This is a genomic window from Streptomyces sp. NPDC051211, from assembly GCF_040689505.1.
Taxonomy (GTDB): Bacteria; Actinomycetota; Actinomycetes; order Streptomycetales; family Streptomycetaceae; genus Streptomyces.
The window spans coordinates 130944-156331 of the sequence record NZ_JBFBAV010000015.1 but is presented as its reverse complement, the minus strand read 5'-3'; the positions used below and the strand labels follow the sequence as shown (position 1 = coordinate 156331).

The window sequence follows — 25388 nt, the reverse complement described above, 5'->3', positions numbered from 1 at the left end:
GTCTATAGTTGGTTGGGTGACTGACTCAGGTGGAGCCCGGGCGCGGGCAGCGGACAAGCGCCGACGGCTCACGGCCGCGGCCGCCCGGGTCCTGCACGAGCAGGGCGTCGAACGCACCACCCTGGCCGACATCGCGCGGGAGGCCGACGTCCCCGTCGGGAACGTCTACTACTACTTCAAGACCAAGGACGAGCTGGTCCTGGCCGCGCTGTCCGAACACGGTGCGCATCTGGACGAACTCACTCGCCGACTGGACGAGTTGCCCGATCCGCGCGACCGCCTCAAGGGCCTGATCGGAGCCTGGGTCGACCAGCGCGACGTCGCCGCCCGCTACGGCTGCCCCACCGGCACCCTGGCCGTCGAACTGGACAAACGGACGGACGGGACCCTCGACGTGGAGGCCGGCGCGGTGATCCGGCGGCTGGTGGACTGGGCCGGCCTCCAGTTCCGCTCCCTGGGCCTGGCCGACCCGGACGACCTCGCCGTCACTCTCATCTCCGGCTATCAGGGCATGTCGCTCCTGACCAACGCCCTGCGCGACCCGGGCATCATGAAGCGGGAGGGAGCCCGTCTCCTCGGCTGGCTCGATTCCCTGGAGGCCGCCCCCTCGGGGAGTCCCTGAAGATCGGTGCGGGAACGAAGGGTGGGGCGGTGCGTGAAGGCCCGCGGCCGCCCGCGGATTCACGGGTCGACTGGCAGCTCGGCATGGACGTCGGCACCGTTCCGGTGCGTGGTGAGCTTCGCACCGTTGTGGCGCAGGGCAGCGAGCGCGGCGGGGTTGCCGGCCGTGGTCTCGGCGACCACGGCTCGTACACCGGCTGCGGCAGCCTCGTCGAGGAGCTTGCGGAGGGTGGCGGTGCCGGTCCCCCGGCCACGCTCGGAACGGGCGAGCCACAGGCCGGTCTCGAGGACGTCGTCGTGGCTGTCGCGGCGGGCGAGCCGCGCCGATCCCACGATCCTTCCGTCCCTGACGATCGCGAAGGTGCATTCGCGCAGTGGACCGGCGAGTCCTGGCCGTCGAGCACGGTGCCAGGCCAGGAACGCCTCCTTGCGCTCCGTCGTCCAGCCGGGCGGGCCGGCCACCGGCGGCATGACCTCACCGGGTGCGGCGTCGGCAACGGCCACCGCCAGGAGCCCGTGGAGGGTTTCCTCGTCCACGGGACGCAGTTCCACCTGCCCGGTCATGCCGCGAACTCCGTATCCGTCTCGAGTCTGGACATGGTCGCGACAGTAACACCGGAGGGACCCCGGATCCCTGGGACCGGCGACGCGTTGACGGCCGGCGTTACGCGGTCACCACGGGAATGCCGTCCGAGCGGCCGGCGAGCAGGGCTGCGACGTGGTCCGCGCAGCGGAGGGCCGCCGTGGCCATGGCGTTGCGGCTCATCCCGGCGACGTGCGGGGTCAGCAAGGCGTTGGGGAGGCCGAAGAGCGGTGAGGTGAAGGCGGCGTGTTCGTGCTCGAAGGTGTCGACCGCTGCCGCCGCGAGGGGATGCGCGGGGTCGCGCAGCGCCTCGGCGAGCGCCTGCTCGTCGACGATGCCGCCCCGGGCGGTGTTCAGCAGGATCGACCCCGGGCGCATCAGCGCCAGTTCGGCCCGGCCGATCGTCCCCCGGGTCTGCGGGGTGAGGGGCAGGTGCAGGGAGACCACGTCACTGGTGGCCAGCAAGGTGGTGAGGGAGCGGGCCGACGGCAGCGAAGCCTCGGGCGGGCGCCGTGAGAAGCCTTGGACGTTCATGCCCAGCGCCGTCGCACGCTCGGCCAGCGCAAGGCCGATGCGGCCCAATCCCACGATGCCCAGGGTCAGTTCGGACAGCTCCACTGCCGGCGTGGCGGGGGTGCGCCAACTGCCGTGGTGGGCGGTCTCGTTGTGGGCGGGCAGGTCCCGTGTGAGGGCGAGCAGCTGGGCCAGGGCGAACTCGGCGACCGCGTTCGCGTTGGAGCCCGGGGTATGGGTGACGGCCACGCCGTGACGGGCGGCGGCCGCCAACTCGACGTGGTCGGTGCCGGCTCCGGCCCGGCCGATCACCCGGAGCCGGTTGGCCAGCGTGGTGTCGGTCGCCGCCGCGAGGAACGCGGCGCGCAGGGGTACACCGGCCCGGGACTTGACCGCGTGATAGCCGAGTCCGTCGCGTGCGGTCTCGGTGATCAGCGCGGCCTCGTCGAAGGCGTCGAAGTCGGTGAAGTCGACCCGGCCGGCCCAGGCGGCTCGCGTCCCGGCGTGGTCGGCCACGCGCCGCAGGTTCAACGTGACGGCCAGGCCGTGGCCGAGCAGACGCTCCAGTTCCCGGGCGAGCAACGCGCCGGGAGCCGCGTCCAGCAGCAGGATCCGGCCCTGCTCCATGCGGTTCCCCCTCAGTTTCATGGCCGTTCGGTCATTCGGTCGTTCGGTCATTCCTGTGTTCGGACCCTATCGCCGGCCGCGGATCCGCTTCCCGCCGAGCCCGTCGGTGCCGCTCTGCATTGCTCCGGGCTGTCACCTGTTTTCGGCTGATCACTCGTCGGTGGGACGTTGGCGGGCCGGCCCACATGCAGGCAGGCGGTCCGTCACAGTAATCGGATGATCCGCCGGAACTTGCCCCTGATTTTCGTCACCTTCCTCGCCCTCATCGCCGTGTCGGGCTGCGTCACCGTCTCCGGCTCCCGCTCCGCTGACGGGAGGCCGCCTGCGGATGCGGACGGCCGGCCCCCCGGCGCAGGCCCGGGCTCCCCGTACCGGCCGGGAGAACGGGGCGGCGGCCGGGACGCGGCCTTGCCGTTGACGCAACTGCCGGTGAGCCGGCCGGCAGCCTTGGCCCCGACGGCCGTCCTGCCTGCGGCCAGGCCGCAGCCGGACCGGGACGCGGACCGGAACAGCGGCCGACGGACCGCCGAGCGGCAGGGCGGGCACCACCGCCCCCGTCCGTCGAGGGTCTGGACGTCCCGCACGGCCGAATCGGCGCCGAAGCCGAAGGCACACGCGAAGGCGAAGGCACACCCGAAGGGGAAGGCGAAGGCGAAGAAGCGGGCCCGCAGCGCAGGCACGCCGGTGGTGGCGCGGCGTCCCCGGCAGGCGCCCACGGCCGGCCGGGCCGACATGGCCGAGCTCTGCCGTTCCTCGAAAGGAATCACGAACCCCTCGATCACCCAGCTCTGCCAGGGCACGTTCGGCCGCTGACGCACGCCTCGCCGACCCGTGCGCTAGGTGAACTCCAAGCGTGCGATCCCACCCCGCTCCAGCGCCACGTACAGCGCGCCGTCGGTACCGAAGGCGAGGCCGTGGGGCTCGGAGGCGGGGTCCGGCAGGGCGTACTCCGTCACCTGGCCGCCGATCGTGACGCGGCCGATGCGGCCGGCGCCCCACTCGGTGAACCACAGTGCTCCGTCCGGTCCGTTGGTGACGGCGTGCGGGCGGCAGCCGGGATCCGGCAAGGTGAACTCGCGGACGTCGCCGTCGAGGGTGATCCGGCCGATGCGGCCGGCGCCGATCTCGGTGAACCACAGGGCCCCGTCCGGTCCCGCCGTCAGGCCCACGGGTGCGGCGCCCGGAGTGGGCAGCGGGTGCACGGTGATCTCGCCGCCGAGCGTGACCCGGCCGATGGCGTGTGCCTGGTTCAGGGTGAACCAGAGCGCCCCGTCGCCGCCCGCCACGATCGCCGACGGGAAGCCGCCCTGGACGGGCAGCGGGAATTCGGTGACCTCGCCGCCGGTGGTGATCCGGCCGATCCGGTCGGCGTGCAGCTGGGTGAACCACAGCGCCCCGTCGCCGCCGGCGGCGATGCCGTACGGGCCGGCGCCCGGTGTGGGCAGTGCGTACGAATGGGCCTGCCCGGTCGTGGTGATGCAGCCGATGCGGTGGTCCCGCATCCGGGTGAACCACAGGGCGCCGTCCGGGCCGGCGGCGATGAGTGAAGGACCGCAGTCGGGCGAGTCCAGCGCGAACTCCTGGAGCCGGCCGGCAGGGGTGAGCCGGGCGATACGGCCGCTGTGGACGAGCGTGCACCACAGGGCGCCGTCGGGGCCTGAAGTGAGCGCGTACGGGCCGGAGTCGGGGTCGGTGACGGCGAAGCTGCGTACCGCGTGGAGGTGTGCGGGCAAGGCGGTTCCTTTCCGTGGTGAGGGGGAGGGGGCCGGGTCAGCGGGGCGTGAAGACGGCGGTCGGCGCGCGGAGTTCGAGCCGTCGGCCGCGCCAGCGGTCCCGCAGCAGCCGGTCGTGGCTGACGACGACGACCGCGCCGGGGAAACCGGCGAGCGCCGCCTCCAACTCCTCGACCAGGGCGAGGGAGAGGTGGTTCGTCGGCTCGTCGAGGAGCAGCAGGTCGGCCGGCTCGCTGATCAGGCGGGCGAGGGCGAGGCGCTGCCGCTGGCCGGCGGAGAGCACGCCGACCGGTACGTCGAGCCGCTCGCGGGCGAACAGGCCGAGGGAGAGGAGCTGTTCGGCGTGTTCCTCGGCGGTTCCGGCGCGCCCGTGCGCGTACGCGCCGAGCACCGTACGCCCGGGCGGGCCCACGTACGCCTGTTGGGCGAGGAGGCCGGTCCGGCCACGGCGTACGAGGCGGCCGCGGTCGGGCTCCGTGATGCCCGCGAGGAGGGACAGCAGGGTGCTCTTGCCCGCCCCGTTGGCCCCGCCGATCAGCAGCCGGTCGCCCGCCGACACCGTCAGGCTCACCGGGGCGAGCCGCCCGGCGGCCTCGACCTCCTCCGCTTCCACCAGTGGGCCGCGCACGCCCGTGTCCCGGAGCGCGGGGGTGAAACGCAGCGGCTCCGCCGGTGCGGGGACGGGGGCGGCGAGCAGGCGGCCCAGCCGCTCCTGGGCTCCCCGCACCCGGCTGGAGAGGGACTGCTGCACGCGTCCGGCGGCGCGGTCGTACGCCATCTTGTTGCCGTCCTTCATCGCGCGCCCGGGGGCCACCCGGCGGGCGGTGGTGGCCGCGTTCTCCCGCAGCCGTGCGACTTCGGCGCGCCAGTCGGCGTGCGCTTCGGCGCGGCGCTGCCGGTCGGCGGCGCACTCGGCGAGGTAGCCCTGGTAACCGTTGCCGTAGCGGACGACGCGGTGGAGATCGGCGTCGACCTCCAGCAGGGCGGTGGTGATCCGGTCGAGGAAGACGCGGTCGTGGGAGACGGCCACGGTGGTGCCGCGGCGGGCGCGCAGGTGGTCCTCGAGCCAGGTGAGCGCGGCGTCGTCGAGGTGGTTGGTCGGCTCGTCCAGCAGGAGGACCTCGGGGGCGGCCGCGAGCAGGGCGGCGAGGCGCAGCCTGACCTGTTCGCCGCCGGAGAGGCCGGCTGCGGTGCGGTCGCGGGGCAGGTCCGGGAGGCCGAGGCCGTGCAGGGCGCGCTCGACCCGGGCGTCGGCGTCGTAGCCGCCGCGCAGTTCGAAGGCGGTGAGCAGGTCGGCGTACTCGGCGAGGGCGGCGCTCTCGTCGAAGGCGGCGGGGTCTTCGCCGGAGGCGGTGTCGTCGCCGGCGGTCGCGCCGTAGCCGGCAGCGGTGTCGTAGCCGGCCGCCATCAGCGCTTCGAGGTGGCGCATGCGCTGTTCCATGGCATGCAGGGCGGCGAGCGGCCGGTCGATGACCTGCTGAACGGTCAGGTGGGCGGGGAGCGCCTCTTCCTGGGCCAGGTATCCGATGCCGCCGTCGGCGCGTACGACGATCTCGCCCTGGTCGGGGAGCTCGGCACCGGCGAGCAGCCGGAGGAGGGTGGACTTGCCGGAGCCGTTCTCGCCGACGATGCCGAGGCGTCCGCCCGCGGGGACGGAGCAGGTGACGGAGTCGAGGACGAGGCGGCCGTTGTAGGACTTGGTGACGTCAAGGGCGGTGAGCTGTGCAGTCATAGGGCTTCTTCCGGGGGTAGGGGGTGGACCGGTCGGTAGGGCTGCTGCGACGGCGGTCGATGAGCATCGGAACTCCTTAATGCGATGAATGTTGCTTTAAGATGGTGACATGGATGATCAGGAACCCGCAAGCACTTCTTCCGGCACTTCTTCCGGCTCGACCGCCCGCCGCCGTACCGGCGGCCGCAGCGCCCGCATCCGCTCGCAGGTCGTGGAGGCCGTGGGCGCGCTGTTGGTCGAAGCCGGGTACGACGGCCTGAGCGTGGACGCGGTCGCCGAGCGGGCCGGCGTGCACCGCACGACCGTCTACCGGCGCTGGCGCGATGTGGGCGGCCTGCTGGCCGACGTACTCGACGCGGCCTCCGACGACACCTGGAGTCCGCAGGACACGGGGTCGTTGGAGGGCGACCTGACCGCCCTCAACCAGGAGGTCTACGAGGCGCTCGCCGCCGGCCCGACGGTGACCACGGCCCTGATCGCCGCGTCCTTCCGCTCGGCGGAGGCCGCCGGGGCGCTGAGCCGCTTCTGGGCGGACCGGTACGAGCGCTGCACGCCGGTGGTCACCCGCGCGGCGGCGCGCGGCGACCTCACCCCCGGGACGGACGCCCGCGCCCTCCTGGTGACGGCGACCGCCCCGCTCTACCAGGAACTGCTCCTGCTGCGTGCGGCCCCGGATCCGCGGCTGCCGGAACGCGCGGCCCGCGCGGCGGCAGCGGCGGGCCGGGCAGGGGCGTTCGCAACGCCGTGACGGCGGTGGGCCGGTGCGCGGTGGGCGGTGCGCCCGTCGAAACCTCTGATCCGCGACCGACTAGCCCCGTTCCCAGTAGGCACAGGAGTGACGGGTGTCCGCGGCACCCGGAGCCGGGGTGGGGCACATGAAGAGCGTGGCTCCATGCGAGGGGGCACGTTCCCACTGCAGCGGCTCCCCCGCAGCGCTCTCGGCACCGTTCAGGTACAGCGTCAACGCCCCACCCGCGAGCACGATGACCGCCCACCCCGCCATCGCCCACTTCCAGGCCCGCCGCGACATCAACCGTTCCCCCTCGACGCTCAAGTCCCTTCAGGAACAGTCTGCCGACGTCGCAGGCGGTTGAGAGGGGGACATCGGGTCAGTTCTTCAGCCAGCCGTAGAGGACCAGGCCGGCCACCACGATTCCCACGAACTTCAACAGACGCCTCAGTCCCAACAGGCGGATCAACACGGCTGGTTCCCCTCGCCATTCTTTGTGGTCGGGCGCCATTGTCCGGCCCCCGGCGGCCCGTTGTCGGCAAACGCCCCGTCCCTCCGTCAGGTACGCAGAACCCGGGTCCGGGGGCCGCGGTGGCGTGATCGGGCCCTGCCGGTTTCCTCACCATGATCCATAGACTGCGGGTGTTGGTCCTGCCCGGACGGGGGCAGGCAGCCCAGGGGGAGGAATCACCACTGTGTCCGGCTACTTCTTCTACGTCGTGCACCGCGGAGACGGCCCGAACGGCAACGGGGTCTCCGCGATGGACCCGGTCACCGCGCGGGTGACCGCCACGGTTTCGCTGGGTTCGGTCGAGCCGCTGGACATGGTCGCCGTCCACGGCGGCAAGCAGCTCGTGGTCATGGTCCGGGACCGGGCGGAGCTGCGCGTGGTCGACGTGGAGCGGCTCGCCGTCACCGGTGCCGTCGCCATCGAGGGGAACACCGGCTACCGCTCCCTGGCCGTGTCCCCCGACGGGAAGCGCGTGTACGCCGTGGGCGAGGGTGTGGCCGAGATCGACCTCGCCACCGGGAACAGGGTGCGGGTCTTCCGCGAGGGCGGGATCCACGAGGCACCGGTGACCAGCCCGGACGGCGCGTACCTGTTCGTCCTGGGTCCCGACGGACTCGTCCGCTTCGACACCGGCAGCGGTGAAGCCCTCGTGACCGCCCTCGACGGCCGCCCGGGCGGTCTGGCCGTCCACCCGGACGGCTCCGTCCTCTACCTCGTCGGGGAGGACATGCCCGTCGAGCGGCGTGACCTGGACTCCCTTGCGGTGACCGCGCGGGGCGCGCTGGGTGGGACGGGAGTGAGCGTGGCTCCCGACGGGAGGGTGTACGTCGCCGACCGGCGCCACACCGTCCGATACGATCCGGACCTCGTCGAGAGCGAACCGCTGTACCTGGGGACCGGGGCCGCCCCGTGCTTCTCGCCGAACGGCTGGTCCCTGGCCACCTTCGACGCCGATGTCGCCCTGCTCCACTCCGTGAGCAGCATCGACCGCGGCAATGGGATGCCCCTGCCCGGTACCGCCGTCACCTTCACCACGGCCGTCCCCGCCGCCAGGTTGGCCACCCGCATCGAAGCCGGCCCCGGCCGGGTCCTGGCGGCCGTCCGGATACCCGGCCTGACCGCGCGCCTGACCACCGAGGACGGCGCGCCCGTCACCGGCCAGCTGCTGCGCTTCACTTCCGAAGGCGGCCTGGACCTGGGCACCGCCGTCACCGGCCCCGACGGCCGCGCGCACCTCACCGCCGAACTCCTGGTGCCGATCGACCCGGTCACCGGGCAGATCGACACCAGCGCCCTGACCGGCTCGTACAAGGTCGACTACGCGGGCAAGCCGTCCTACTCACCCACCGGCGGCCGGGCCGAGATCACTCTCTGACCACCCGAACCCAACGCCGCCCAGGCAGCGTCCACCCCGCCGATCCCGCCCACGAGGAGACCGTGACGGTCCATGACCTTGCTCCACGCCCGGGTGGACGGGGAGTGGTCCCTGCACGTAACGGCGCGGTGTTGGCGGCCCGGGTCAGAGCAGCCGGGCCATGCCCACCGACTCGGGCGCCGTCTCGGTGAAGCCGAATTTCGCGTAGAGGTGTCGGGCGTCGCCGTCGGCGATCAAGGAGACGTACGTCCCCTCCGGCGCGCGCCGCTCGAGCTCCGCGGTGAGCTCAGTCATGATCAGCTTGCCGAGGCCACGGCCCTGGTGGGCGGGGAGCACGCAGATGTCGACGATCTGGAGGAAGCAGCCGCCGTCGCCGACGATTCGTCCCATGCCGACCGTCTCGGCGCCGTACGCGACCGTCACGCCGTACCAGGAATTCGGCAGCCCGATCGCGGAGCCGGCCACGCTCTTCGCGCCGAGTCCGGTCTCGCCGCGCAGCCGCCGGTACGTTTCGATGTTCGGTACACCGGGCCGGAGTGCGTAGGCCGCGTTCTCGTTCCCCGTCGTCCTGAGCGTCATGCGCCATCCCCCTGTGATCGTGCGGAGGTGGCCATCATCCTTCATGGCCGCCGGGGACGATCTGCCGGATCCGGCCCCCGGGGGGCGTTGCGGCGTGCGCGACGGCACCTTCGTGGGCGACGGTGGGTGTGCGCTGCTGTGTGCACCTCGCCGTTTTCCGAGGAAGGTCTTCCGTGAACTGGACACTCGAAGTCGTACCGGTCCCCGTCACCGACATGGACCGGGCCAAGACGTTCTACGCCGACAAGGTGGGCTTCAAGGTCGATCTCGACGACGAGGTCGCCCCGGGCATCCGCATCATCCAGCTGACCCCGCCCGGCTCGCGGTGTTCCATCGCGATGCTCCAGGGGATGCCCCCGGCGCCCGGTACGAAGGCCATGGCCCCGGGCACGCTGCACGGCCTGCAGCTCTGTGTCACGGACATCGAGGCGGCCCGCACGGAACTGGTGGGACGCGGCGTGGACGTCTCGCCGATCCGCCATGTCGGTGAGACGGGTTGGGAGGACGGCAAGGGCGACACCTGGAACTCGTTCATGACCTTCGAGGACCCGGACGGCAACGGCTGGGTCGTCCAGGAGGCCCCGTCGGAGCTGGCGGAACGCTGATCCGGGACAACGCTCATCCGAGAAGACGAGACGCTGCGGTTCGCAGTAGGCTGGCCTCGTGTGCGCGTGCTGCCTCCCAGCTCGCCCTGCGCGGGGTCTCCAAGGCCTACGGCGACCGCCTCGTCCTCGACCAGGTCTCCTTCGCCCTCCGGCCGGGTGAGAAGGCCGCCGTCATCGGCGAGAACGGGGCCGGGAAGTCGACGCTCCTGCGGCTGATCGCCGGTGCGGAGCAACCCGACCACGGCCAGGTCACGGTGTCCTTCCCCGGCGGTGTCGGCCATCTCGGACAGACCCTCGAGCTGGCGCCGTACCGCACCGTCCAGGACGCCGTGGACGCCGCCCTGCACGAGCTGCGGGCACTCGAAGCCGCCATCCGGGCCGCCGAGGTCGCGCTGGCCGGCGCGGGGCCCGCGGAGCTCGATGCGTACGGCGACCTCCGCGCCGCGTTCGAGGCCCGGGACGGCTACGCCGCCGACGCCCGCACCGACGCGGCCCTGAACGGGCTCGGCATCGGGCACCTCGGGCGCTCGCGGCCCCTCGGCTCGCTCTCCGGCGGCGAGCAGTCCCGGCTCGCACTGGCCTGCGTACTCGGCGCGGCGCCGGAACTGCTGCTGCTGGACGAGCCGACCAACCATCTCGACGAGCCCGCCGTGGCATGGCTGGCGGACCGGCTGCGCGCGCACCGCGGCACGCTGGTCGTCATCACCCACGACCGGGCGTTCCTGGAGCGTGTCGCGACGACCGTCCTGGAGGTGGACCGCGATCTGCGGACCGTCACGCGGTACGGGGACGGCTGGGCCGGCTACCGGGCGGCCCGCGCCGCCGCCCGCCGCGGGTGGCAGCTGCGCCACCGGGAGTACCTCGACGAGCTCGCCCGTACGGAGCGGCTGGTGGAGGCCGCCGGGCAGCGTCTGGCCACCGCCGGCAAGGACCCCCGACAGGGCTTCGGCAAGCACCGGCGCTCCCACGAGGCCAAGCTGTCCGGGCAGGTCAGGTCGGCGCGCCGGCATCTGGACCAGCTGCTTCGGGAGCCGGTCGCCGCGCCGCCGGAGCCGCTGCGGTTCGCGGCGCGGATCGACGCCGACGGCGGGGTCCTGCCCGAGGACAGCCCGTACGTGGCGGAGCTGGCCGGGATCAGGGTCGGTGGGCGCCTGTCCGTGCCGGAGCTGGCGATCGGCCCGGAGGCCCGGCTGCTGGTGTCGGGTCCGAACGGAGCGGGAAAGTCGACACTGCTGCGGGTGCTGGCCGGGGACATCGCACCCGACCGCGGCACCGTGCGGTGCCAGACGTCGGTCGGCTATCTCCCGCAGGAGGTCGTCTTCGATCCGGCCGGCCACCCGCTGCTGCACGGGTTCGCGGCCGGGCGGCCCGGCGATCCGGAGGAGTACGCCGAGGAGTTGCTCGGCCTCGGGCTGTTCCGTCCGGAGGACCTGCGGGTGCCGGTGGCCTCGCTCTCCGTCGGGCAGCGCCGCCGGCTGGAACTGGCCCGGCTGGTGTCCCGCCCGGCCGGCCTGCTCCTCCTCGACGAGCCGACCAACCACGTGTCACCGGCGCTGGTCGAGGAGCTGGAGGAGGCCCTGGCCGTCTTCCCGGGCGCGGTGGTCGCGGTCTCCCACGACAACCGCTTCCGCTCCGCCTTCACCGGCCCCCGGCTGGAACTGCGGGCGGGCTCCCCGGTGGCGGGCTCGGTACGGCGCGCCTGAGGGCCGCCCCGAAACCGCTGCTGCGCCGTCCTGTGCCGCGCCAGGTCCCAGCCGCTGTGCCCCTCCCTGGGGTGTCCTGCCGCTATGCCTCGTAGCCGGCGAGAATGCGGTCGGCCGCGTAATGGGGACACGAAAGGCGGTGCCAGGTCACCGTCAGGCGCCCCGAGCGGGCGCCGAGGGTTCTCGCCTCTCCGTCCACGGGGCCCGCCTTGCAATGCGGGCACAGCACCGTTTGCGGCTTCAAGACCTCACTCACACGCCTGCCTTTCCCTGCCGGCGGACACGACCGCGCGTTCCCCCCTCGATCCCATCACATGGACGGCGCTCCGGAACCCTCAACCCGCGGGTAGGGGTAGGGCGCGCCCGATCCCGCGGCGGCGCGCCCGGCCCCGCGGCGTGCGCAGCAGCGGAGTGGCGGTCGGCTAGAACAGGGGCGCACAGCTCTCCGTACGTACGAGGTGATGTGGTGGCGGCTCAAGCGAACGATCCGGGCGGGGCCGAGGGACCGGGGCCGGGGCGCCGGCGGGTCCTCGGGCTCGCGGCCGCGCTGGCGTCCGCACCGCCGTGGCTCGGCACGGCGTCGGCGGCGTCGGCGTCGGCGTCGGCGGCCTCGACCGCCCCGGCGGGGTCGGCAGGTGCGGCGCGGGAGTACGGGCTCGACGTGTGCGCCGAGAACTCCCTGCCGGGGGCCCGTGACTGGCGGATCACCCGGGTCGGGGCGGCGCGGGCCATCGAGGGTTTCGCCGACCGGGTCAGCGTCTGCTCCGGTGAGGCGTTCGGGCTGCGCGTGTCGACGACGTCCGCCTCCTACACCGTCTCCGCGTACCGGATGGGCTGGTACGGCGGGGCGAGGGCCCGCCTGGTGTGGCGTTCGGCCGTCCTGCCGGGCGTGCTCCAGCCGTCGGCCCGGCTCGATGCGGGAACGCGGATGGCCCGTACCGAGTGGCGGACGACGACGGAAGTGGACACCTCCGGCTGGCCCGAGGGCAGTTACCTGCTGCGGCTGGACAGTGGTGACGGCCGGGCGCAGCGATTCGTGCCCGTCACGGTCCGGTCGCCGTCGTTGTCGCCGTCGTTGTCACCGTCGTTGTCACCGTCCCCGTCTCCGTCGGCGGCCGGCCGGGTGGTGGTGGTCAATTCGGTGGCGACCTGGCAGGCGTACAACCGGTGGGGCGGCGCCGACCTCTACAAGGGGACGACCGGCAAGAAGGGGTCGCGGTCCCTCCAGGTCTCCTTCGACCGTCCGTACCTGGGCGGGCAGGGCGCCGGCCAGTTCTTCGTGTACGAGGCGCCGCTGATCGCGCTGGCCGAGCGGATGGGGCTGGAGCTGGCCTACGCCACCGGGGTGGACGTGGCCCGTGAGCCGGGCCTGTTGCGGGGAGCCCGGGCCATGCTGTCGCTGGGGCACGACGAGTACTGGAGCCCGGAGCAGCGGCGGCACGTCACCGAGGCGCGGGACGCGGGGATGAACCTGGCCGTGTTCGGGGCGAACTGCTGCTACCGCCGGGTGCGCTTCGAGGGCTCTGCGGTGGGAGACGACCGGATCGTGGTCTGTTACAAGGACGACTACGCCGCGGATCCGGGCTTCCGGCGCGGGCAGCCTCCGACGAACGACTTCCGGCGCAAGCCCTCGCCCGATCCGGAGAGTTCACTGCTCGGCGTGATCTACGACGGGTATCCGGTGGACGCGCCGTACGTGGTGACCCACCCGGGGCACTGGCTGTTGGCGGGCACCGGGGTGCGGCCGGGCGATTCCTTCCCGCACCTGGTGGGGGTCGAGTTCGACCGGGTGAACCCGGCCCATCCCACCCCGCGGCCCGTCGAGATCCTGGCGCACTCCCCGGTGGTGTGCAAGGGCCGCCCCTCGTACGCGGATACCGCCTACGTTTCGCTGCCGGGCGGGGCGGGCGTCTTCGCCACGGGCACGATGCGCTGGGTCGAGGCCCTCGACGTCGGCGCGGACGACGGGGAGGGCGGCGGGGAGACCGGGAACGGCGTCGGCGCTGGCGGCGTCGGCGTCGGCGTCGGCAAGGGGCCGCACGGTCTGGACGCGCGGGCCGGGGCGTTCACGCGCACCGTCACCGCGAACGTGCTGCGGGCGTTCGCGCAGGGGCCTGCGGGGCGTGCGAGGCCTGCTCACGACAATGTCGGCGTCCACTACGGGGATGAGACGGCTGCCGTTCCCGGCGCGTAGTCCGGTGGCTCGCGCCCCGGTTCCATTACTGTCCGTTCAATCCAGATTCAGGCGGTTTGATCGAGTTTGGGGATGTGCTGTGCGTCGTCTCACCGTTGCCCTCACCCTGCTGGCGACCCTCGCCTCCGGTTCGTACCTGGGTTCGCAGGCCGTCTCGGCCAGTGGAGGTCGGGGTACGAACATCCTCGTCGTCGGCATCGACAGCCGCACCGGCATCTCCGCCGCCGAGAAGCGACGACTGCACGTCGGCGGCAAGGGATGCAACTGCACCGACGTGATGATGCTCGTACACCTGTCCGAGGACCAGCGGCGCGCGAGCGTCGTCTCCCTCCCCCGCGACTCCTACGTCGAGTACGCCGCCCCGGCCGGCAAGGCCGGTGACACCGGCCCGGCCCGCCGCGGCAAGATCAACGGTGCGTACGCGATCGGCGGCGCCGACCTGACCGTGCGCACCGTCGAGAAGGCCACCGGCCTGCACATCGACCACTACCTGGAGACCGGCTTCACCGGCTTCGAACAGGCCGTCAACAACCTGGGCGGCGCGACGGTGTGCACCGACAAGCCCCTCTTCGACGAGAACGCCGGCCTCGACATCGCCGCGGGCGTCCACCACACCGACGGCAACGGAACGCTGCGCTACGTCCGGGCCCGGCACATCAACCGGCCCGGTGACCTCGGCCGCGTCCGCCGCCAGCAACGGGTGGTCACCGACCTGCTGGCCCGCCTCACCGCCGAGGGCGCCCTGGCCGGACCCGCGAGCGCGGCGCGTACGGCCCAGGCCCTGCTGAAGTCCGTACGCACCGACGACCGCACGGATCTGCACGACCTGATCCGCATCGGCTGGGCACTCGGCCGGCTGAGTGCCGACCGGACGGAGTTCGCGACCGTCCCGATCCGCGTCTTCGACCACCGCGTACCCGGCGTGGGCTCCACCCTGGTGTGGCACGAGGCCCGCTCGCAGGCGCTGTGGGACGCCCTGGGCGCGGACCGGCCGATCACCGGCGACACCCGCATCCAGCCCGCCCCGGACACCTCGGCCGCGACCAACCCGGCCGGGATCGCGGTGCGCGTGGACGACGCCGCCGTGGCGGCGGCGTTGCGGAGCAACGGGTTCGCCGTCACCGACACCTCGAAGTCCGCGCCTGCGGTACGTCCCGCCGGTCCCCCGGTGATCAGCTACCCGGCCGGGCGGGACGAGGACGCCGCCACCCTCGCGGCCGCCCTGCCCGGCTCCCGCCTGCGCGCCGTCCCGAAGGGCGACAAGTTCTTCGACGTCGCGGTCGGTGCACGGGCCGTGCCGGTCAGGAAGGTCACGTACGACCGGAACGTCGCGGAGGGCGCCCCCGTGACCGCCGCCCGGCTCCGCTGCGCCGGCCCGCCGGCCCAAGCCGCGCCGGTCGCCCCCGCGAAGGGAGAGGGCTGACGGCCGGTCACGAACCGGGACGGGCAGGGCAGTCCGGGGCGTCAGGGATTCGGGCGTCCGCCACCGGGTGTCGGGTCAGGCGAGTGCGTCGAGCAACTCGCGTTCGCGTTCGGCGCTGAGACCGGCGCGTCGCGCCCGGTCCAGACCCTGCTCGCGTTCCCAGCGCAGCGTGTCGGCGACGCGCGTGCGGGCTCAGTCGAAGCGGACGCAGATGGACACCGGCAGCCTGACCGCCCAGGTGTCGGTGGCCTGGTCGTAGCCGCGGGCGTAGCCGTTCTTGTCGCCCGGGCAGGAGGCCGGGATGTTCGTCTCGATGTGGAACGTACCGCCGGGGTTGCGCTGTCCGGGACGGGCGGTCACCCACTTGCGGAAGTGCGTGGCACCGGAGTTCAACTTGACGTCCACGTAGACCCGGCCGCCCACGGTGAAGTGCCCGCCGCCCAGCGACAGGTGGTTGTTCCAGTCGTAGTTGAACACGTACGGCCGCGGGGCCTTCAGCTGGTCCGCGGCCAAGGCCTGTGGTGCCAGCACGAGGCCGGTCAGGGCCGCGCCGGCCATGCCGATCGCGATCCGACGCGAGCAGCGGGACTTCGAGAGGGAGGGTTTGCGCATGGCTGCTCCTCGGTGAAAGGGAGCGGTGGCACCCACCGGTGGGGAAGGGAGATGCGGCGAGATGCGCCGCTGGCGGGGCCGGGGGGATCGGCAGCCTGCACGGCCCGATCAACCATCCCGCTCCAGAAGACGAGTCTACCGAGCCCTTCCCACCCCCGCACGGCCACGCCCGTCCCCGGGGCGGCCGTGGCGGCGTGCCTCCGTCCGAGGGCTTCTCAGGGAACCCTCCACTCCTGGGCCTTGTTGCCGGGCGTGCAGGTGACCATGGTGACCTGTTTGCCGGCGCCGTTGTCGGTCAGGCAGAGCGAGCCCATGTAGTCCTGCAGGTAGTAGGCGCCCCGGGTGGTCGCGGGGGCGACCGTCCAGTTCGCCAGGTAGCTGAAGCCGTTCGAGAGGGACACCCTCCCGTCCGTTTCCTGGACGAGCGCCGGGGAGCCCATGTTGCACGGGTTGAACTGGTGCCAGCTGCTCGGCACCGAATGCACCCAGCCGTAGGCGGTCGCCCCGCCCGTGACCACCGCGGTTCCGCCGGCGAGGGTGTTCTTGGCCAGGCCGAGCCTGAGGCCGTCGCCGACGTTGACGATGTAGCCCCAGTCCGTACCGCCGCAGCCCGGCGGCTTGGACGGCTTCTGGGTCGAGGCGCCGGGGGCGGGCTTGGAGGCGGGCGGGGCCTGGGGCGCGGTGGTGCGGCCGCCGGGAGGCGGGGTGCCGGGGTTCCCCGCGTCGGGCGGCGTGTTCGGTGGCCGGCCCACGGCGCCCGGGGCGGTGCCGGACTGGGGCGGGGCGGTCGGGCCGGCGGCCGACGGCGATGGCCCGGACGGCGAAGGCCCGGAGGTCGGGGGTGTTGCCTGCGGTGTGCCGGCGCCCGCGCCCGCCGTGCCGGGTGGCGCGCCGGACGGCTGTGGGGCGAGCGCGTTCGCCTCGGACCTGTGCAGGGGCCGGTCGATGAACAGGACCGTGCTCGCACCCGCCGTGATGACCACCGGGATGATGACGGGCACCAGGAGGGCACGCCTCGACCGGCGCCGCGGCCGCTCGGGCACGGCGCGGGACTCGACCTTGGGCTCGGCCTCGGGTCGGCTCTCGGGCTTGGGCTCGGCCTCGGGTCGGCTCTCGGGCTTGGGCTCGGCCTCGGGTCGGCTCTCGGGCTTGGGCTCGGGCTTGGGTTCGGCACGGTCGGTGTCGTCCGCTGCGGGGCGGGGCGCCGGTGCCGGCCCGGCGCCGATCGCGGCCCGTGCCGCGGCCGCCATCGCCGCGGCGTCCGCGAAGCGGTCCTCGGGCTGCTTGGCCAGTGCGGTGGCGACGAACCCGCGCACGGCCGGCGGGAAGACGGCCGGGAGTTCCGGTGCCGGCTCCCTGATGTGCTTGAGCGCGACTTCGAGCACGCTATCGCCCGTGAACGGCCGCTCCCCAGTGAGGAGTTCGTAGCAGACGACGCCGATCGAGTAGAGGTCGCAGGCCGGGGTGACGGTGGCTCCCTCAGCTTGTTCGGGGGCCATGTAGAGGGCGGTGCCGAGTACCTCGTGGGAGGCGGTGATCTTGGTACTCGCCAGGGCGCGGGCGATGCCGAAGTCGGTCACCGTGACCTGGTCCCGGTCGCGGAGCATCAGGTTCGACGGCTTGAGGTCGCGGTGCACGATGCCCCGCTGATGTGCGGCGTGCAGCGCGTCGAGCGCCTTCGCGAGCAGGCCGAGCGCCCGCTCGGCCGGCATCGGCCCGCTCTCGGCGAGGGCTTCGTCGAGCGGCCGGCCGTCGACGAGTTCCATGACGATGTAGGCGACCCGGTCCTCCTCGGCACCCTCGCCGCTCTCGGGGCCCGCGCCGCTTTCGCCGTAGTCGTGGACGTCCACGATGCCGGGATGGCTGAGGGCGGCGAGGAGCTGGGCCTCGCGCCGGAAGCGGGTGGCGAACGTACCGTCCGCGAGCAGCGCGGGATGCAGGATCTTGACCGCGACCTGCCGCGCCAGCACCTCGTCGTCCGCACGCCAGACGGCCCCCATGCCCCCGCCGCCGATGCGCTCGGTCAGCGTGTAGCGGCCCCCGAGCGTGGTCCCCCGACCCCGCATGCCCTGCCCCCGTCCGTGCACGGCCCGATCGGCCGTTCGTCCGCACAGTGTGCCAGAGGGTCCGGCCCCCTCGCCCACACCCCCGGAGGCTTCTGATGTGCCATCAATTTCCTGACCGTGGGTGCCTCTTGTACGTGGGCGCCCCTGTCCAGGGGACCTGCGTTGCAGTGCGCCGGGGTCGGCCCGCCGGGGTCAGAGCCTCGGGTCGCGGTGGGGGCGGCGGCCGTCGAGGACGGCGAGCAGCACCGGCAGGTCGGGCACCTCTGCGTCAACGCCGTGTACGCGGAGCCCGCTCGCCGGCGGCCCTGGGCGGGGTGGATCCGGCTCTGCCCGGAGGCATCACCGTCGCCTCGGCCCGCTACACGATGCCGATGCGACGCCCCCACTGGCAGGGCGGGTGGGGCCATGACGGATAGACTCGGGTTCCATGTCGAAGCCTGACGAACTGCTCATGGACGTCGCCGCCGTGGTGGAGTCCGAGCAAAGCAATCAGATGTCCCTGACTGTGGTCACCGGCGGCACCGTCATCACAGGTCGGCTTGCTCCCGAAGCCGTATGGCGGCAGCGGGTGGCGGAGGTCCTGGCGGACTCGGACCGCCTCGGACCGTTCTCCGGCATCTTCACCCCCGATCCGGCGCAGGAACGTCCCGAAAGGGGCGGCCCGCCCACTCACCTGCACTTCCACCTCGCCCGGATCCTGCAGGGCAGCACCGGAATCCCCGAAACGGGCGGCATGTACCGCGTCGCGATCAGCGACGTCAGCGCCTGGACCGTGGGCGATTTCAGCTATTCCGATCACTGAACCGGCGCGGACCGTGAACACCACCACGGCCCGCGTCGCCCCTCCCCCTCCCCCGCGTGGGGAGACACGTACATCGCGGGGCTGACGCGCGCCGTCGGCCCCGCCCGAATCGGGCATGTGATCGACAATTCGGCTCTGTCGGGGCACTCGTCGCCTAAGGTCGGAAGGAATGGGCACCGACTCACCTGGATGAGGGGCGACGAGCATGCAGACCGACCGCGGGGACGGCTGGCAGGGTGACCGGCTGGACCTCGATGCCTACCTCGGGCGCCTCGGGTACGACGGGGAGCGGGCACCGACGCTGGACGTGCTGCGTGCACTGCACCGGGCCCATGTGACGTCGATTCCGTTCGAGAACGTGTATGCGGTCCTCGGCATTCCGCTTCCGCTGGACGTCGAGTCCGTCGAGGACAAACTGGTACGGAGGCAGCGGGGCGGCTACTGCTACGAGCACGTCACGCTGTTCGCCGCCGCCCTGGAAAATCTGGGCTTCCGATTCACGGCCATGAGCGGACGCATCACGCTCGGGGCGGACAAGATCCTGCCGGCGACCCATGCCCTGCTGGCCGTCACGGCGTCGGACGACGATCGGACCTGGCTGTGCGACGTCGGTTTCGGCGCCGGCCCGCTGGGGCCCGTCGAGCTCGCCGACGGGGCCGAGGCGGAATTCGACGGCTGGCGGTTCCGCCTGGAGCGGCGCACGGACGTACACGGCTTCGACCAGTGGTGGCTGTACCAGTACGGGCCGGACGGCTGGATCGACCGGCACACCTTCACCCTGAATCCGCAGTACCCGATCGACTACGTGGTCGGCAGCCACTACGTGGGCAGCCACCCGCGCTCCCCGTTCGTCAAGCGGCTGTTCGCGCAGCAGTTCAGCGCCGCCCGGCACCACCAGATCGACGGACTGACCTGGACCACCACCTACCCGGACGGCACCCGCACCGAGCAGACGGTCGAGCCGGCCGGCCTCCGGCACGTACTGGAGAAGGAGTTCGGGATCCTGCTGGACTCCGAGGAGATCGACCGCCTGCTCCAAGCGTGACCGCCCCGCGCCCGGCCTTTGGCCGCAGTCGCGCAGGCAGGTCGGATGGTTGGACAGCCGCATGCGGGAGATGCCGAGGGTGTCGGCCAGGTCCGAGGATCATCCCTGTCCAGTAGGGCCGGTGGGCGCGGTCAGCGGCCCGGATCCGCCGGCTCGGCGTCGACGCCGGTGTCGGTGTCGGTGTCGGTGTCGGCGGCGTGGATGTCGAACAGTGCGCCGTCCGGGTCGCGGACGGTCACCGACTCCGGGCGCCCCGGAGCGGCCGCCTCCTCGGAGACCACCGCCCCGCCCAGAGCGGTCGCGGCCTCGATCGCCGCCGCGAGCGCGGGCACCCGGAAGTGGACGTGCCAGCGCGGCCTGCGCACCGGTTCCGAGGAGGACTCGTCCACCGGGCCGCTGTCCAGCCGGGCGATCGGCTCGCCGTCGTGGCGGCGCAGTACCACCTGGTCGTGTTCGTAGGACACCTCACAGCAGCCGGGGCGTCCGCTCGCCCAGCCCAGGACCTCGCCGTAGAACACGGCGGCGTCGAAGGCGTTCCTGGTCCGCAGTTCCAGCCAGGCCGGGGCGGTCCCCTGCCCCACCCGCCAGTCGGAAAGGATGCGGCCCTCCCAGAGTCCGAAGGCGGCGCCCTGCGGGTCCGTGGCCATGACGCCGCGGCCGGCCCGGTCGAAGGAGACCGGGCCCACCCCGACCGTTCCGGTGCGCTCCCGGATCCGGGCCACCGCGGCGTCCGCGTCCTCGACTGCGAAGTACGGCGTCCAGGCCGCCGGTACCGAGAGGTCCCCGGCAAGGGCCCCGATGCCGGCGACCGGCACCCCGTCCAGCTCGGCGACCCGGAACGCCGGCCCCAGCCGGGTCGGCCGGAAGGTCCAGCCCAGCACCGCGCCGTAGAACCGCTGTGCACCGTCCAGGTCCCGGGTCATCAGGCTCACCCAGCACGGGGCCCCGTAGACGTCCCCCGTCGACAACTCCACCACGGCTGCTCCGTTCGCCCGTTCCGTACCAACCGGCCCGGGGCAAACGCTTCCATCCCCGTCGGCCGATCTGCGGGCGCCACGCTGAGCCCGGCATGATCGGCAAGTCGGGACTTTGACCCCCTAGCGGTCGTGACGGGTCTCGTGGACCGTCTCGTGGATCACGGGGACCGAGTCGGTCAGGTGCGTGCTGTGGCGCCTCTTGAGGACGCTGGCGTAGACGGCGAGTCCGATGATGCCGACCAGCATCAGGATCACGCCGACCAGGTCGAGGTTGACGCTCTCGGCCTCCCAGTCCGTAGCGAAGGTGAGGATGGCCCCCACCGCGATCAGGGCGATGCATCCACCCATGCCCATGGCACTCGCCTCCAGGATTGCGGTCTATGAGGCGCGGCTACCCGGAAGACGGACCCGAAAACGCTCCGGCGGCACGGCAGTTCGAACGATGCGCCGGATGCAGGGCGACGGACCGGCCGGTCAGGCCAGGGCGCCGAGGACCCGGTCCGGGGTGAGGGGCAGTTCGCGCAGGCGGCGGCCCGTCGCGTGGTGGAAGGCGTTGCCGATGGCCGCGGCCGTGCCGACGATGCCGATCTCCCCGATGCCCTTGCTGCCCATCGGGTTGAGGTGCTTGTCGTGTTCGTCGACCCAGTGCACCTCGATGTCGGGCACGTCCGCGTGGACGGGTACGTGGTAGGAGGCCAGGTCGCTCTCCGTGAAGTCCCCGAAGGCGGGGTCCATCGTGCTGTGTTCGGTGAGGGCCATGCCCAGTCCCATGACCATGCCGCCCACGAACTGCGAGCGGGCGGTGAGCGGGTTGAGGATGTGGCCGGCGGCGAAGACGCCCAGGAGCCGCCGGACGCGGACCTCCCCGGTCACCGTGTCGGCCTGCACCTCGGCGAAGTGGGCGCCGAAGGCGTGCCGGGCGTACGGGGACCGCTGCTTGGCGGAAGCCGTCGTATCGGCGGAGGCGGAGAGTCCGGCCTCGGGGAGCGGGCCGTCGTGGCGGTCGAGGACGGCGGTGAGGGCGGTGCAGGCGTCGTGGACGGCCCAGCCCCACGAGGCGGTGCCGGCCGATCCCCCGGCCACCGAGCCCGGCGGCAGCGCGCTGTGCCCGATCTCCACCGCGACCCGGTCCGGTGGCACCCGCAGCGCGTCGGCCGCGATCTGGCCCAGGACGGTGCGTGCGCCGGTACCGAGGTCGGTGGCGTTGGTCTGGACGAGGTAGGTGCCGTCCGGGAGTGCGTGCGCCCGCGCCGAGGAGGGGGCGATGTACACGGGGTAGGTGGCGGCGGCGACTCCGGTGCCGATCAGCAGCGGGCCGTCGCGGCGGGGTGTGCGGTGCGCGGCCCAGTCGAACCGGTCGGCTCCTTCGCGCAGGCATGCCACCAGATGGCGGCTGCTGAACGGGTGGCCGCTGTCGGGCTCGGCGTCGGGCTCGTTGCGGACGCGCAGTTCGACCGGGTCGATGCCGAGGGCGTCGGCCAGTTCGTCCATGGCCGATTCGAGGGCGTACATGCCGGGGCACTCGCCGGGCGCACGCATCCAGGAGGGCGTGGGCACATCGAGGGCGACGACGCGGTGGGTGGTGAGGAGGGCGGGAGCGGCGTACATGACGCGGGCGGGGACGGCGGCCTGTTCGACGAACTCCCGGACGCGGGAGGTGTGGGTGGTGACCTCGTGCGCCACGGCGGTGAGGATGCCGTCCTCGCCGGCGCCCAGGCGGACGCGGTGCAGGGTGGGCGGGCGGTGGCCGACGACGGCCGGCAGGTGGCGCCGGGGCAGGGCGAGGGTGACCGGGCGGCCGGTGTGGCGTGCGGCCATCACGGCCAGGACCACGTGCGGGCGGGGAGTGCCCTTGCAGCCGAACGCGCCGCCGATGTGCTCGGAGACCACCGTGACACTGTCCTCCGGCAGCCCGAAGAGGGCGGCCAGGGCGGACCGTACGAGTCCGGATCCCTGGCTGGAGTCGTACACGGTGAGGGCGCCGGCGCCGGCTTCCCAGTGGGCGGTGGCGGCGTGCGGCTCCATGGGGTGGTTGTGCAGGGGCGGCACGGTGTAGGAGCAGTCCACTTGCACCGCCGAGTCGGCGAAGGCGGCCTCGGCGTCGCCGCGTTCGCGGTGCGCGGGGTAGCCGCCGTTGACCTGTTCGGGGGTGTAGGCGTCCGGGTGGTCGGCGCGCAGGACGCTGTCGTGGGGCTCGGTGTCGTAGGTGACGCGGACGGCGGCGGCCGCGGCCCGGGCCGCCTCCAGGGTCTCGGCGACGGCGAGGGCCACGTACCAGCCGCGGTGGGGCACCTCGGTGCCCTGGAGCACGCGGAGGGTGGGGTCGTCGGCGGTGCCCAGCCGGGGTGCGTTGTCGGGGGTGAGGACGGCGAGGACGCCGGGGAGGGCGAGGGCGGCCGCGGTGTCGACGTCGGTGACGCGTCCGCGGGCCACGGTGGCGGGCACGGGCCAGGCGTACGCCCGGCCCGGCAGGTCGTGCTCGGCCGCGTAGCGGGCGGTTCCGGTGACCTTGTCCCGGCCTTCGCGGCGGGTGGCGGGTGCGCCGAGGGCGGGGGCGGCGCCGCTGGTGGAGTCCATGGTGGCTCTCGTTCGTCGGTGGTCGAGCGGGGGCGGGGCGCGGGCATTGGGCTGCGGGCTCACGGCTGTGAGCGGCGGGCTCAGGTACGGGCTGCGGGCTCGGGTGCGGGTTGCGGGCTCAGGTGCGGGCTGCGGGGTGCGGGGGGGGCGGGGCTGCGGGCTGCGGGGCTGCGGGCTGCGGGCCTGCGGGCCTGCGGGCCTGCGGGCCTGCGGGCCTGCGGCTGCAGGCTCAGGGGCGCGGGCCGCGGGCCAGGGTGTTGAGGGCCTCGCAGGCGAGGTTGCGGGCGAGGGCCACCTTGTAGGCGTTGTCGCGCAGCGGCTGTGCGAGGGCCAGCTCGGCCTCGACTGCCTGCTGTACGGCGTCCTCGGTGGGCGCGCGGCCCACCAGGAGCTCTTCCGCGGTGGTGGCGCGCCAGGGCCGGTGGGCGAGTCCGCCGAAGGCGAGCGCGACCCGGCGGACGCGTCCTTCGCCGAGGTCGAGCACGGCGGCGACGGAGGCCAGGGCGAAGGCGTACGAGGCCCGGTCTCGGGCCTTGCGGTAGCGGGCGGGCAGGCCTGCGGCGTCCGGCGGGAGCAGGACGGCGGTGATGATCTCGCCGGGCTCGGCGAGGGTGTCCTGCTCGGGGTGTTCTCCCGGCAGCCGGTGGAAGTCCGTCGCGGGTACGGTGCGGCTGCCGCCGGGGCCCTGGAGTTCGACGGCGGCGTCGAGGGCGGCGAGCGCGACGGCCAGGTCGGAGGGGTGGGTGGCGATGCACTGCGGGGAGTGGCCGAGCACGGCGTGGTCGCGGTGGACTCCGTCGCGGGCGCCGCAGCCGCTGCCCGGCTCCCGCTTGTTGCAGGGTTTGGCCACGTCCTGAAAGTAGGGGCAGCGGGTGCGCTGGAGCAGGTTGCCGCCGGTGGTGGCGGTGTTGCGGAGCTGCCCGGACGCGCCCGCCAGGAGTGCCTGGGCGATGACGGGGTAGCGGGAGCGGACGAGGGGGTGGGCGGCGAGGTCGCTGTTGCGGACACCGGAGCCGATGCGCAGGCCGCCGTCCGCGGTCTCCTCGACGGTGCCGAGTGGCAGCCGGGTGAGGTCGACGAGGGTGTCGGGGCGTTCCACGCCCAGCTTCATCAGGTCCACCAGGTTGGTGCCGCCGCCGAGGTAGCGGGCGCCGGGCCGGCCGCCGTGGGCGGCGATGGCCTCCGGCAGGCTCGCCGGGCGTACGTAGGCGAACGGCTTCACGCGATCACGTCCAGGACCGCGTCCACCATGCGCGGATGGGCGCCGCAGCGGCACAGGTTGCCGCTGAGCCGTTCGGCGATCTCGGTGCGGGTGAGGTCCACGCCGTCGGGGTCGGCGGCGGCTTCGGCGAGCATGCCCAGGGCGGAGCAGAGCTGGCCGGGGGTGCAGTAGCCGCACTGGAAGGCGTCCCGTTCGAGGAAGGCCTCCTGGAGCGGGTGCAGGCGGTCACCGCCGTCGTCCGCGAGGCCTTCCACGGTGGTGATCGCGGCGCCGTCGTGGGCGACGGCGAGCAGCAGGCAGCTGTTGGCGCGCCGGCCGTCGACCAGTACGGTGCAGGCGCCGCACTGACCGTGGTCGCAGCCCTTCTTGGCGCCCGTCAGGCCGAGGCGTTCGCGCAGGAGGTCCAGCAGGGTGACCCGGTGATCCAGGTCGAGCTCGTGCGCCTGGGCGTTCACGTGCAGGGTGATGCGGGAGCGGGTCGCCCCCGCCGCCCCGGTCGTCCCGGTCGCCCCGGCCGCATCGGTGTCGTTCGCCACTACTGCCCCTTATGAGGAGGTTTGCGTACACATCCTCCCTTCGGATAACCGATCGGGGCGCGTTTCACACCCGGGCCTCAGGCAGCCGGGCGGTGTGGCAGCCGGGGCGAGGGGCCACAACAGCCGACGGCCCTGCTCCTGCGCGAAAAGCGCGGATGCAGGGCCGAACGGGTCGTTTCAGCAGGTCAGAGTCTGCTCATGCGCGTGTACGGGCTGAGGATCCGGGCCGTGCGGGAGCCGAAGTCGACGAGCATCGCAATGCCCTCCTCCACGCCGATGATCCGGCCCAGGCCGAACTGGTCGTGTGAGACCCGGTCGCCAAGTTCGAAGTGCTTGGCCGACGGGGCGACGGGAGCTTTGAAGGGGCTGGTGGGCAGGTGGCGCCGGGGCGCGGATGGATTCGTCATCGTGAAGCCAGTATGCGCCTTGGCGCCTCCGATCCGTCAGGCCGGGAAGGAAACGATGGCGCTACAACCTGCCGCGCGCGCCCCCGCCGGCGGCGCCCGGTGGGGTGCGCACCTGACAAAGGAGCGGCGGCGACCTGTGGGCCGCCCCGCCACGGGTGATAGGAACTAGAAAATCGTTCTAGTCGATCCGGCCTCGGCCCCCTACGGAAAGCGAT

23 protein-coding genes and 2 pseudogenes are annotated in these 25388 nt (G+C 73.1%); 10 read left to right on the top strand and 15 right to left on the bottom strand.

The annotated features are described in order from the left end of the window. The first annotated feature begins 16 nt into the window (after positions 1-16). A complete protein-coding gene (locus AB0447_RS17625; RefSeq protein WP_366477571.1) occupies positions 17-622 on the top strand; it encodes a TetR/AcrR family transcriptional regulator in 606 nt (201 codons plus the stop codon). A gap of 59 nt (positions 623-681) precedes the next feature. Here the strand turns inward: AB0447_RS17625 and AB0447_RS17620 are convergent, their stop codons facing one another. Together AB0447_RS17620 and AB0447_RS17615 are read right to left on the bottom strand one after the other, a co-directional pair. After that, the gene (locus tag AB0447_RS17620; RefSeq protein WP_366477570.1) at positions 682-1185 is read right to left on the bottom strand and encodes a GNAT family N-acetyltransferase; all 504 of its coding nucleotides are present in this window, start codon (positions 1183-1185) and stop codon (positions 682-684) included. Positions 1186-1285: 100 nt separating this feature from the next. Next, entirely contained in the window at positions 1286-2365 is a 1080-nt protein-coding gene (locus AB0447_RS17615; protein ID WP_366477569.1) for an NAD(P)-dependent oxidoreductase, read from the bottom strand. Positions 2366-2560: 195 nt separating this feature from the next. Here AB0447_RS17615 and AB0447_RS17610 point away from each other — a divergent pair, with 195 nt between their 5' ends. Then, positions 2561-3157 carry a hypothetical protein gene (locus tag AB0447_RS17610; protein ID WP_366477568.1) on the top strand — a complete coding sequence of 199 codons (597 nt, stop codon included), beginning with the start codon at positions 2561-2563 and terminating at the stop codon, positions 3155-3157. Between the two features lie 23 nt (positions 3158-3180). Here the strand turns inward: AB0447_RS17610 and AB0447_RS17605 are convergent, their stop codons facing one another. Together AB0447_RS17605 and abc-f (AB0447_RS17600) are read right to left on the bottom strand one after the other, a co-directional pair. Beyond that, positions 3181-4077 carry a virginiamycin B lyase gene (locus AB0447_RS17605; protein ID WP_366477567.1) on the bottom strand — a complete coding sequence of 299 codons (897 nt, stop codon included), beginning with the start codon at positions 4075-4077 and terminating at the stop codon, positions 3181-3183. Positions 4078-4114: 37 nt separating this feature from the next. Next, positions 4115-5809, bottom strand: a complete 1695-nt coding sequence (gene abc-f / locus AB0447_RS17600) for a ribosomal protection-like ABC-F family protein (RefSeq protein WP_366477566.1) — start codon at positions 5807-5809, stop codon at positions 4115-4117. A 109-nt stretch (positions 5810-5918) separates the two neighbouring features. Between abc-f (AB0447_RS17600) and AB0447_RS17595 the strand changes: the two genes are divergently transcribed. Together AB0447_RS17595 and AB0447_RS17590 are read left to right on the top strand one after the other, a co-directional pair. Beyond that, on the top strand, positions 5919-6557 hold the full coding sequence (locus AB0447_RS17595; protein WP_366477565.1) for a TetR/AcrR family transcriptional regulator: 639 nt from the start codon (positions 5919-5921) through the stop codon (positions 6555-6557). A gap of 677 nt (positions 6558-7234) precedes the next feature. Beyond that, positions 7235-8425: a hypothetical protein gene (locus AB0447_RS17590; RefSeq protein WP_366477564.1), complete on the top strand. Its 1191-nt coding sequence runs from the start codon at positions 7235-7237 to the stop codon at positions 8423-8425. 144 nt (positions 8426-8569) lie between these two features. Here AB0447_RS17590 and AB0447_RS17585 read toward each other — a convergent pair whose 3' ends face one another. Continuing rightward, the gene (locus tag AB0447_RS17585; protein WP_366477563.1) at positions 8570-9004 is read right to left on the bottom strand and encodes a GNAT family N-acetyltransferase; all 435 of its coding nucleotides are present in this window, start codon (positions 9002-9004) and stop codon (positions 8570-8572) included. Positions 9005-9177: 173 nt separating this feature from the next. Between AB0447_RS17585 and AB0447_RS17580 the strand changes: the two genes are divergently transcribed. The 4 genes from AB0447_RS17580 (at position 9178) to AB0447_RS17565 (ending at position 14929) form a co-directional block, all read left to right on the top strand. Next, on the top strand, positions 9178-9609 hold the full coding sequence (locus tag AB0447_RS17580) for a VOC family protein (RefSeq protein WP_366477562.1): 432 nt from the start codon (positions 9178-9180) through the stop codon (positions 9607-9609). A gap of 50 nt (positions 9610-9659) precedes the next feature. Further along, positions 9660-11312, top strand: a complete 1653-nt coding sequence (gene abc-f / locus AB0447_RS17575; protein WP_366477599.1) for a ribosomal protection-like ABC-F family protein — start codon at positions 9660-9662, stop codon at positions 11310-11312. Positions 11313-11778: 466 nt separating this feature from the next. Next, positions 11779-13506, top strand: a complete 1728-nt coding sequence (locus AB0447_RS17570; RefSeq protein WP_366477561.1) for a N,N-dimethylformamidase beta subunit family domain-containing protein — start codon at positions 11779-11781, stop codon at positions 13504-13506. A gap of 79 nt (positions 13507-13585) precedes the next feature. Beyond that, positions 13586-14929, top strand: coding sequence for an LCP family protein (locus tag AB0447_RS17565; RefSeq protein ID WP_366477560.1), 1344 nt, complete (start codon positions 13586-13588; stop codon positions 14927-14929). Positions 14930-15004: 75 nt separating this feature from the next. Here AB0447_RS17565 and AB0447_RS17560 read toward each other — a convergent pair. From AB0447_RS17560 to AB0447_RS17550, 3 genes and pseudogenes are all read right to left on the bottom strand, one after another. Then, positions 15005-15109: pseudogene (locus AB0447_RS17560) on the bottom strand (oxidoreductase); the annotation flags it as partial. A gap of 12 nt (positions 15110-15121) precedes the next feature. Next, positions 15122-15541, bottom strand: coding sequence for a hypothetical protein (locus AB0447_RS17555; RefSeq protein ID WP_366477559.1), 420 nt, complete (start codon positions 15539-15541; stop codon positions 15122-15124). Between the two features lie 215 nt (positions 15542-15756). Then, complete coding sequence (locus tag AB0447_RS17550) at positions 15757-17607, bottom strand: protein kinase (RefSeq protein ID WP_366477558.1); 1851 nt, start codon at positions 17605-17607, stop codon at positions 15757-15759. A gap of 427 nt (positions 17608-18034) precedes the next feature. On the opposite strand from AB0447_RS17550, the gene AB0447_RS17545 reads away from it, so the two are divergent. Beyond that, positions 18035-18409, top strand: coding sequence for a hypothetical protein (locus AB0447_RS17545; protein WP_366477557.1), 375 nt, complete (start codon positions 18035-18037; stop codon positions 18407-18409). Between the two features lie 205 nt (positions 18410-18614). Then, complete coding sequence (locus tag AB0447_RS17540; protein ID WP_366477556.1) at positions 18615-19454, top strand: arylamine N-acetyltransferase; 840 nt, start codon at positions 18615-18617, stop codon at positions 19452-19454. A 21-nt stretch (positions 19455-19475) separates the two neighbouring features. Here the strand turns inward: AB0447_RS17540 and AB0447_RS17535 are convergent. The 7 genes and pseudogenes from AB0447_RS17535 to AB0447_RS17505 form a co-directional block, all read right to left on the bottom strand. Further along, positions 19476-19550: pseudogene (locus AB0447_RS17535) on the bottom strand (transcriptional regulator); the annotation flags it as partial. A 35-nt stretch (positions 19551-19585) separates the two neighbouring features. Next, a complete protein-coding gene (locus AB0447_RS17530; protein WP_366477598.1) occupies positions 19586-20377 on the bottom strand; it encodes a VOC family protein in 792 nt (263 codons plus the stop codon). A 174-nt stretch (positions 20378-20551) separates the two neighbouring features. Then, positions 20552-20785: a DUF6458 family protein gene (locus AB0447_RS17525; RefSeq protein WP_366477555.1), complete on the bottom strand. Its 234-nt coding sequence runs from the start codon at positions 20783-20785 to the stop codon at positions 20552-20554. 120 nt (positions 20786-20905) lie between these two features. Beyond that, complete coding sequence (locus tag AB0447_RS17520; protein ID WP_366477554.1) at positions 20906-23008, bottom strand: xanthine dehydrogenase family protein molybdopterin-binding subunit; 2103 nt, start codon at positions 23006-23008, stop codon at positions 20906-20908. Between the two features lie 229 nt (positions 23009-23237). After that, complete coding sequence (locus tag AB0447_RS17515) at positions 23238-24230, bottom strand: xanthine dehydrogenase family protein subunit M (protein ID WP_366477553.1); 993 nt, start codon at positions 24228-24230, stop codon at positions 23238-23240. Next, positions 24227-24697, bottom strand: a complete 471-nt coding sequence (locus tag AB0447_RS17510; protein WP_366477597.1) for a (2Fe-2S)-binding protein — start codon at positions 24695-24697, stop codon at positions 24227-24229. The genes AB0447_RS17515 and AB0447_RS17510 overlap by 4 nt, the downstream gene beginning before the upstream one ends. A 254-nt stretch (positions 24698-24951) precedes the next feature. Beyond that, positions 24952-25173, bottom strand: coding sequence for a hypothetical protein (locus tag AB0447_RS17505; RefSeq protein ID WP_366477552.1), 222 nt, complete (start codon positions 25171-25173; stop codon positions 24952-24954). Positions 25174-25388: the final 215 nt, after the last annotated feature.